This window comes from Dietzia maris (assembly GCF_014144855.1).
GTDB classification, from domain to species: Bacteria; Actinomycetota; Actinomycetes; order Mycobacteriales; family Mycobacteriaceae; genus Dietzia; species Dietzia kunjamensis.
Genome location: NZ_JAALDN010000180.1, coordinates 1 through 6,990 on the forward strand (window position 1 = coordinate 1; position 6,990 = coordinate 6,990).

Annotated in this window: 4 protein-coding genes, 1 tRNA gene and 1 pseudogene; 5 read left to right on the plus strand and 1 reads right to left on the minus strand. The window is 72.2% G+C overall.

Translation table 11 applies throughout. The features are described 5' to 3' along the window. The 3 genes from G6024_RS06495 to G6024_RS06505 all read left to right on the plus strand — a co-directional run. Positions 1-2,284 (plus strand): glutamate-cysteine ligase family protein (locus tag G6024_RS06495; RefSeq protein ID WP_159148326.1); only part of this gene is annotated, 2,284 nt, incomplete at its 5' end. Then, positions 2,277-4,166 (plus strand): S9 family peptidase, encoded by a 1,890-nt coding sequence (locus tag G6024_RS06500; RefSeq protein ID WP_069388748.1) that lies wholly within the window; start codon positions 2,277-2,279, stop codon positions 4,164-4,166. The genes G6024_RS06495 and G6024_RS06500, both read left to right, overlap by 8 nt. Continuing rightward, a complete protein-coding gene (locus G6024_RS06505; RefSeq protein ID WP_067720051.1) occupies positions 4,144-5,331 on the plus strand; it encodes a M20 family metallopeptidase in 1,188 nt (395 codons plus the stop codon). The genes G6024_RS06500 and G6024_RS06505 overlap by 23 nt, the downstream gene beginning before the upstream one ends. A 146-nt stretch (positions 5,332-5,477) precedes the next feature. On the opposite strand, the gene selD is transcribed toward G6024_RS06505, so the two are convergent. After that, entirely contained in the window at positions 5,478-6,488 is a 1,011-nt protein-coding gene (gene selD / locus G6024_RS06510) for a selenide, water dikinase SelD (protein WP_159148327.1), read from the minus strand. A gap of 71 nt (positions 6,489-6,559) precedes the next feature. Between selD and G6024_RS06515 the strand changes: the two genes are divergently transcribed. Next, positions 6,560-6,655 (plus strand) — tRNA-Sec (locus G6024_RS06515). Positions 6,656-6,774: 119 nt separating this feature from the next. Then, positions 6,775-6,990, plus strand: a pseudogene (locus G6024_RS06520) (L-seryl-tRNA(Sec) selenium transferase); the annotation flags it as partial.

The window sequence follows — 6,990 nt, forward strand, 5'->3', positions numbered from 1 at the left end:
GCAGGACCCCCACCCCGCGCCGGGCCGCGAGTCGCAGACCCGCGCCTCGGCCGGCTTCCGGGTGGTGATCGAGACCGCCGACGCCGACGAGGCCCAGTACGCGGCCCGACGGGTCGCCGCCCTCGCGCCGGTGCTGCTGGCACTGTCGGCGAGTTCCCCCTACTGGGCCGACGGCACCGACTCCGGGTACGCCTCCACCCGCTACTTCGAGAGCCAGTGGTCGCCCGCACACCTGCTCGCCTATGCCGCCGACACCGCCGACGAGGCGCTGGCCTGCGAGGACGAGATCGTCGCCACCGGCGTGGTCGCGGGACGGGAGGGGATCGCGGTCGACGTCCGCCCCTCCCGGGACGGGGACGGGATCGAACTCGTGGCCTGCGATTCGTGCAGCACGATCGACACCCTCGTCGTCGTCGCCGCCCTGTTCCGCGCGGCGGTCGACCGCGTCCTCGCCGAACGGGACGCCGCGCAGGGCGCCGGATCCGTTGGGTGGGACGGACCCTCCGACGCCGTGCTGGCCGCGGCGTTCTGGCGCGCCGCACGCTCCGGACTCGAGGGGGACCTCGTGGACGTGGCGACCGGGCGCCCCCGCCCCGCCACCGAGGTGCTCACCGGACTGGTCGACGACCACGTCGACCACCTCCGGGCCGGAGGCGAACTCGACCTGGTGCTGAACCTGCTCGACGGGGTCCGCGGTTCCGCGACCTCGGCGACCCGCCAACGCGCGGCGCACCGCCGACGGGGACGCCGCAGCGACGTGATCGCCGTCCTGCTGGCTGAGACCGTCGAGCGGATCCGCCCCCGGGACACCGCCGACGACCGCGGGATGCGACACATGCTCGCCTCCTACTCGCCGCTCGGGGAGGCGGTCACCGAGGAGGTGCACGACGAGGCCATCTCCGAGGACGGCAACCCGCGGCCCGAGTACGTGGACCTGCTCAAGGCCGTGTCCGACATGGGCCCCGAGGTCCTGTGCGAGCGCAAGGAGCAGGTGGACGACAGACTGCGCTCCATGGGCATCACGCTCAAGGTGTACGGCAAGGACGAGCCGCAGGTCTTCCCGCTGGACTCCGTCCCGCGGATCGTCCCGGCTGACCAATGGGCGCGGATCTCTGCGGGCATCGAGCAGCGGGCGCGCGCGATGGAGATGTTCCTGCGCGACATCTACGGGGCGGGCGAGATCAGCCGGGCCGGCGTGGTCCCCGCCGAGGCGCTCCAGCGCGCACCGGGGTTCCGTCCCACCGGACGCGCGGTGCCCGAGGGCGTCCTCCACGCCCCGGTGTGTGGCGTGGACCTGGTCTCCACGGCGCCGGGCGAGTGGATCGTGCTCGAGGACAACCTGCGGATGCCCGGGGGGATGGCGATGGCGGTCGCACTGCGCGACCGGATCGCCGAGGGTTTCCCCGAGTTCGGTGCGCGGTCGGAGGTCCACGACCCCCGCGAGGCGCTGGCGATGCTGACCGACACCCTGCGGGCGGCCGCGCCCGAGGGCGTCGACGATCCCGCCATCGGCGTGGTGGTCGCCGAGGACGAACTCGAGGCGTACGACCTCAGCAGCGTCACCGAGGCGGTCGGTGGCACCCTGGTGACGCCCTCGGACCTGATGTGCGAGGACTCCGCCCTATGGCGGGTCGAGGGCGGGGAGCGGCAGAAGATCAACGTGCTCTACGTCCGTATGGACGAGGAGATGCTCCTGTCCTCTACGGGCGCAGATGGCACCGCGCTGCGCAGTGGGCTGCTGAACGCGATGGCGGAGCACGGCGTCGCCGTGGTCAACGCGCCCGGCAACGGTGCCGCCGACGACAAGGCGATCTACGCCATGGTCCCCAAGATCATCGACTTCTACCTGGGCGAGAAGCCTCTCATCGGCCAGGTCGACACGTACCTGTGCGCCGACCCGGACCAGCGTCGACAGGTCCTCGACCGGCTCGGCGAGCTGGTCGTCAAGCCGATCGACGGCTACGGCGGGTCCGACATCACCGTGGGCCCGGAATGCTCGCCCCGGGAGCTCGACGAGCGTCGGGACGAGCTGCGCCGCCACGGGGACCGGTTCGTCGCGCAGGAGGTGCAGTCACTGTCCACCCTGCCGACGTTCGACGGCCGCGAACTGCAGCGACGCCACGTCGACATGCGGGCGTTCGTCATGTTGCGGCACGGTGAGGGGGGAGAGATCGCCGCCACGGCCCCGCCTGTCGCACTGACGCGCGTGGCCCCGGCGGGCACCATGGTCGTCAACGCCTCGAGCGGAGGCGGCGGAAAGGACACCTGGATTCACCGTGCCTGACACCACCGAGGTCGACGTCGAGGTCACCGAGGAGGCCGAGTCCCGCGACGTCGCGGGACCACCCGACGACGCCGCCGGGGGGCCCACCCAGATCCGCCACACCACGTCCCCCAACCTGTCGCCCGACGGGTCGATGTTGGCGTGCGTGGTCACCGAGCGCACCGGCTACCCGCGCGCCGTGCAGCGGCCGCTGGGGCCGGGTGGGCTGGACGGGGCCGGGCCGGAGCGCGACGTCGTGCTGCCCGTCGACGGCCCCGTGCGCCGCGTGGCCTACTCGCCCAACGGCAGGTGGCTCGCCTGCGAGGTCGCCCCGGACGGCGGCGAGCGCGAACGGATCTGGCTGGTCACCACCGACCCCGACGATCACGACGTCTACCCCGTCGACACCGTGGGCGACGCCACCGTCCAGATCGTCGGCTGGGACGGCGACCTGCTCGCGGTGACGGCGTTCGACTCCGAGGGCCTGGCCGAGGGCCGCCTCGTGGACCCCGAGACCGGGGAGCACACCGTCGTCGATCGACGGATGGGCGGTGCACTGGTCCACGCGTGGGACGGAGCCGCGCTGTTCCGGGTGGGTGCCCGCGGTAACCGCGAGTTGCTGCGCATCGTCCCCGACGGCCGGTGGTGGCCACTGCTACCCGTCGACACCGGCTCCACCACGGACGCCGGAGTCATCCTCGACGCGGGGGACGACGACCGTCCCATGCGGATGGTCGTCCGCAGCGACCATTCGGCGGACCGGATGGGCCTGCTCGCGGTCGAGGCGGACGAGGACTCCACCGAGTCCTGGCCGGTGGCGTTCCGCACCGACGCCGATCTCGACCGCGTCGAGGTGAGCCTGGACCGCTCGACCGCGGTGCTGCTGTGGAACGTGCGCGGTGGTCTGTCGGAGATCGAGGTCCTCGACCTACGGCCGGAGCGCCCCCGCGTGATCGTTCGGCCACCGCTGCCCGAGGTCGTGGCGACCTCACCCACGCTCACCGCAGACGGCCGGTTGCTCGCGCTCACCATCGAGAGCCTCGACCAGCCGCCGCGCGTGGTGATGTACGACGTGGACAACCGCAGGTGGACCGGGTGGCCGCCCGAGCAACCCGACCCCGCGCCGACGTTGGTCGAGTTCACCGCCCGTGACGGACTCCAGCTCAGCGGCTGGCTGTACCGTCCCGACATCGCTGACGAACCGGGCCCGACCGTGGTCCACCTCCACGGCGGTCCCGAGGGGCAGTCGCGCCCCGGGTACAACGACATCGCCCGCCGCTACCTCGACATCGGCGTGAACTACTTCCTGCCCAACGTGCGCGGGTCGACCGGCTCGGGTCGTTTCTTCAGTCACGCCGACGACCGCTACGGTCGCTTCTCCGGCATCGACGACGTCGAGGACGCGTTGCTGCACCTGATCGACGAGGGCATCGCCGATCCAGGCCGGGCGGTGGTCTCGGGCCGGTCCTACGGCGGCTACCTGGTCAACGCCACGCTGGTCCGCCACCCCGGCAGGTGGCGAGGCGGAATCGCCGCGTGCGGGATGAGCGACCTGCAGACCTTCTACCGCACCACCGAGCCGTGGATCGCCGCGGCCGCCTACCCCAAGTACGGCAACCCGCTCCAGGAACGTGAGCTACTGCGGGAGGCCTCGCCCCTACGGCGGTACCACCACGTGGACGTCCCGATGCTCTTCGTCCACGGCGCGCACGACACCAATGTGCCGCTCAGCGAGACCGATCAGGCCGTGGAGTTCCTGCGCCGGCGCGGCGTACCGGTGGACGTCCTGCTGTTCGAGGACGAAGGTCATGAATTCGTGAAATTGGCCAACCGGCAGCGTCTCGGCGACCGGGTGGTCCAGTTCTGCCAGGAGGTGTTCGATGTTCGGACGCAAGAAGAATGAGACCCCCGACCCGACCGGGTTCGAGGGCCGGCTCGTCGGGTGGCGGCGGCACATCCACGCCCACCCCGAGCTGTCCTACGAGGAGCGGGAGACGACCGAGTACATCGAGGGCGAGCTCCGATCGATGGGGCTCAAGCCCGAGCGGTTCGAGGTGGGCACCGGGCTGTGGTGCGACGTCGCGGCCGCCGACGGGGCCACGTCGACCGACGTGGTGGCGCTGCGCGCGGACATCGACGCGCTGGCCATGAGCGAGGAGTCCGGCGAGTCCTTCTCCTCCGAGGTCGAGGGCGTCAGCCACTCCTGCGGGCACGACGGCCACACGGCGATGCTGCTGGGCGCCGCCGAGATGCTGGTCGCCGACCCGCCGCCCCGCCCGGTGCGCCTGATTTTCCAGCCGGCCGAGGAGACGATGCCCGGCGGTGCCAAGGACTGCGTCGAGGAGGGCGTGGTCAAGGGCGTCGACCGCATCCTCGCGCTGCACTGCGACCCGCACCGCCCGGTCGGCGAGGTGGGCGTGACCGGCGGGGCCATCACCTCGTCCAACGCCAAGATCGGCATCACCGTCCACTCGGACGGCGGGCACACCGCGCGTCCGCACGAGACCCAGGACACCGTCTTCACCCTGGCCCAGATCGTCACGGGCGTCACGGGCGTGATCGACCGACGGATCGACCCGCGGTCGGGCACCGTGCTCACGTGGGCCTCGATCAAGGCCGGCGGGTCCGCGCCCAACGTCATCCCCGACTCGGGCGAGATCTGGGGCACGCTGCGCAGCGCGGACCGCGATGTGTGGGCGACCGTCGAGCCGCTGGTCCGCGAGACGGTCGAGCGGATCGGTGCCCTGTACGGGGCGCGCACCGAGGTCGAGTACATCCAGGGTGTGCCGCCCGTGGTGAACGACGACGAGTGCGCCGACCTCGCGGCGAAGGCCGTCGAATCGGTGCTCGGAACCGACGGGGTGGGCACCGCTGACCAGTCCAGCGGCGGCGAGGACTTCGCCTGGTACACCGAGGAGATCCCCGGCGTCTACCTGCGGTTGGGGGTGTGGGACGGCGAGTCCGAGGAGACGGATCTCCACCATCCGGGCTTCGTGCTGGACGAGCGGGCGCTGGCCCACGGTGCCCGCATCTTCGACGCGTTCGCCCGCCTCGACCGCCCCGCCTGAGCTGGCGGGGCGGATCCCGGCCGCGCGCGCTCACCCTCCCGCCTTTGGGCGCTCACCCTCCCGCCGAGCAGAGGATTTCGCCGGTATCGCCCGAGAGCGGGTGTGCGAAACCCTCTGCTCGGCGAGGTGCGGGGAAACCGGCCCCGTCAGCGCACGGTGATCGCCGCGTCTCCGGCGGGGACGAGTTCGCCGATCACGGTGCCCCCCGGGATCTCCCCGGCCACGAGCAGCCCGCCGGAGGTCTGGGCGTCGGCGAGCAGGAGCAGCTCGTCCTCGTCCACGTCGGCCGCGAGGTGCGGACGTACCCAGTCGAGGTTGCGGCGCGTCCCGCCGCTGACGTATCCGTCGGCGAGCGCCTGACGGGCGCCCTCGAGGTAGGGCACCGCGGCGGGGTCGATCACGGCCGAGACGCCGCTGGCCCGGGCCATCTTGTACAGGTGGCCGAGCAGGCCGAACCCGGTGACGTCCGTGGCGCACTCGACCCCGGCGGCCAGGGCGTCCCGGGAGGCGACGTCGTTGAGGGTGGTCATCGTCTCGATCGCCTCGCGGCTCACCTCCCCGGTGTTCTTGTGCCGACAGTTGAGCATCCCGATCCCCAGCGGCTTGGTGAGCGACAGCGGCATCCCGGCCCGGCCCGCGTCATTGCGCAGCAGCCGGTCCGGGTCCGCCAGCCCGGTGACGGCCATGCCGTACTTGGGCTCGGGGTCGTCGACGCTGTGCCCGCCGGCCACGTGGCATCCGGCGGCGCCGGCCACCTCCTGGGCGCCACGCAGCACCTCTCCGGCCATCTCGTACGGCAGGACGTCCATCGGCCAGCACAGCAGGTTGATCGCCATGATCGGCGTCCCGCCCATCGCGTAGACGTCGGACAGCGCGTTGGCCGCGGCGATGCGCCCCCAGTCGTACGGGTCGTCGACGACGGGGGTGAAGAAGTCGGCGGTGCTGATGACGGCCCGGCCACCGGTGATCCGCACCGCCGCCGCGTCGTCGCCGTCGTCGAGGCCCACGATGAGTTCCGCGGCCGGATCGCGGACCGGGGCCCCGATGAGGTCGGCAACGACGTTCTCCAGAGCACCGGGCGAGATCTTGCAGGCACACCCGCCCCCGTGCGCGTACGAGGTGAGCCGGGCTGCGGGCGAGATGGGTTCGGTGGTCATGGTCCGACCCTAACGAGGCGGCGCCGATCGGTGGGCGCGGCCGGGGAACACCGCCTAGTCTCGTGGGGCAGGGAGGCGTCCGGGCACCTGGTGGTCCCCGCGGTCTTCAAAACCGACGTGGCCGAGTATCTCGGTCAGGCGGGTTCGATTCCCGTCCGCCTCCGCCACAACCTCACCGTCACCGGCACCGATCCGAAAAGGGGAACGGACGATCACCGAGCAGCCGCACGAGGGGTCGGGGCCGTCGTCGCCCGATCCGCGTCGCCTCATCCCGTCCACCGACGTCCTGCTCCACGATCCCCGGCTCGCCGCGGCGGTCGACGGGCTGGGCCGTGAGCTGGTCAAGGGTGAGATCCGCGGCGCGCAAGACCGCGCCCGGGCGGGAGCGCTCCCGCCCGCCGAGATCGTCGACGCGGTGCTCGACGCGCTGCCCACGGCGCCCGTGACGTTGACGCCCGTCCTCAACGCCAGTGGCGTCCTGCTGCACACCAACCTCGGCCGG

What these genes read in the sequence shown, in the direction of transcription:
- G6024_RS06505 (WP_067720051.1), top strand. Translation starts at nt 4,144, where the DNA reads ATGTTCGGACGCAAGAAGAATGAGACCCCCGACCCGACCGGGTTCGAG.
- selD (WP_159148327.1), bottom strand. Translation starts at nt 6,488, where the DNA reads ATGACCACCGAACCCATCTCGCCCGCAGCCCGGCTCACCTCGTACGCG.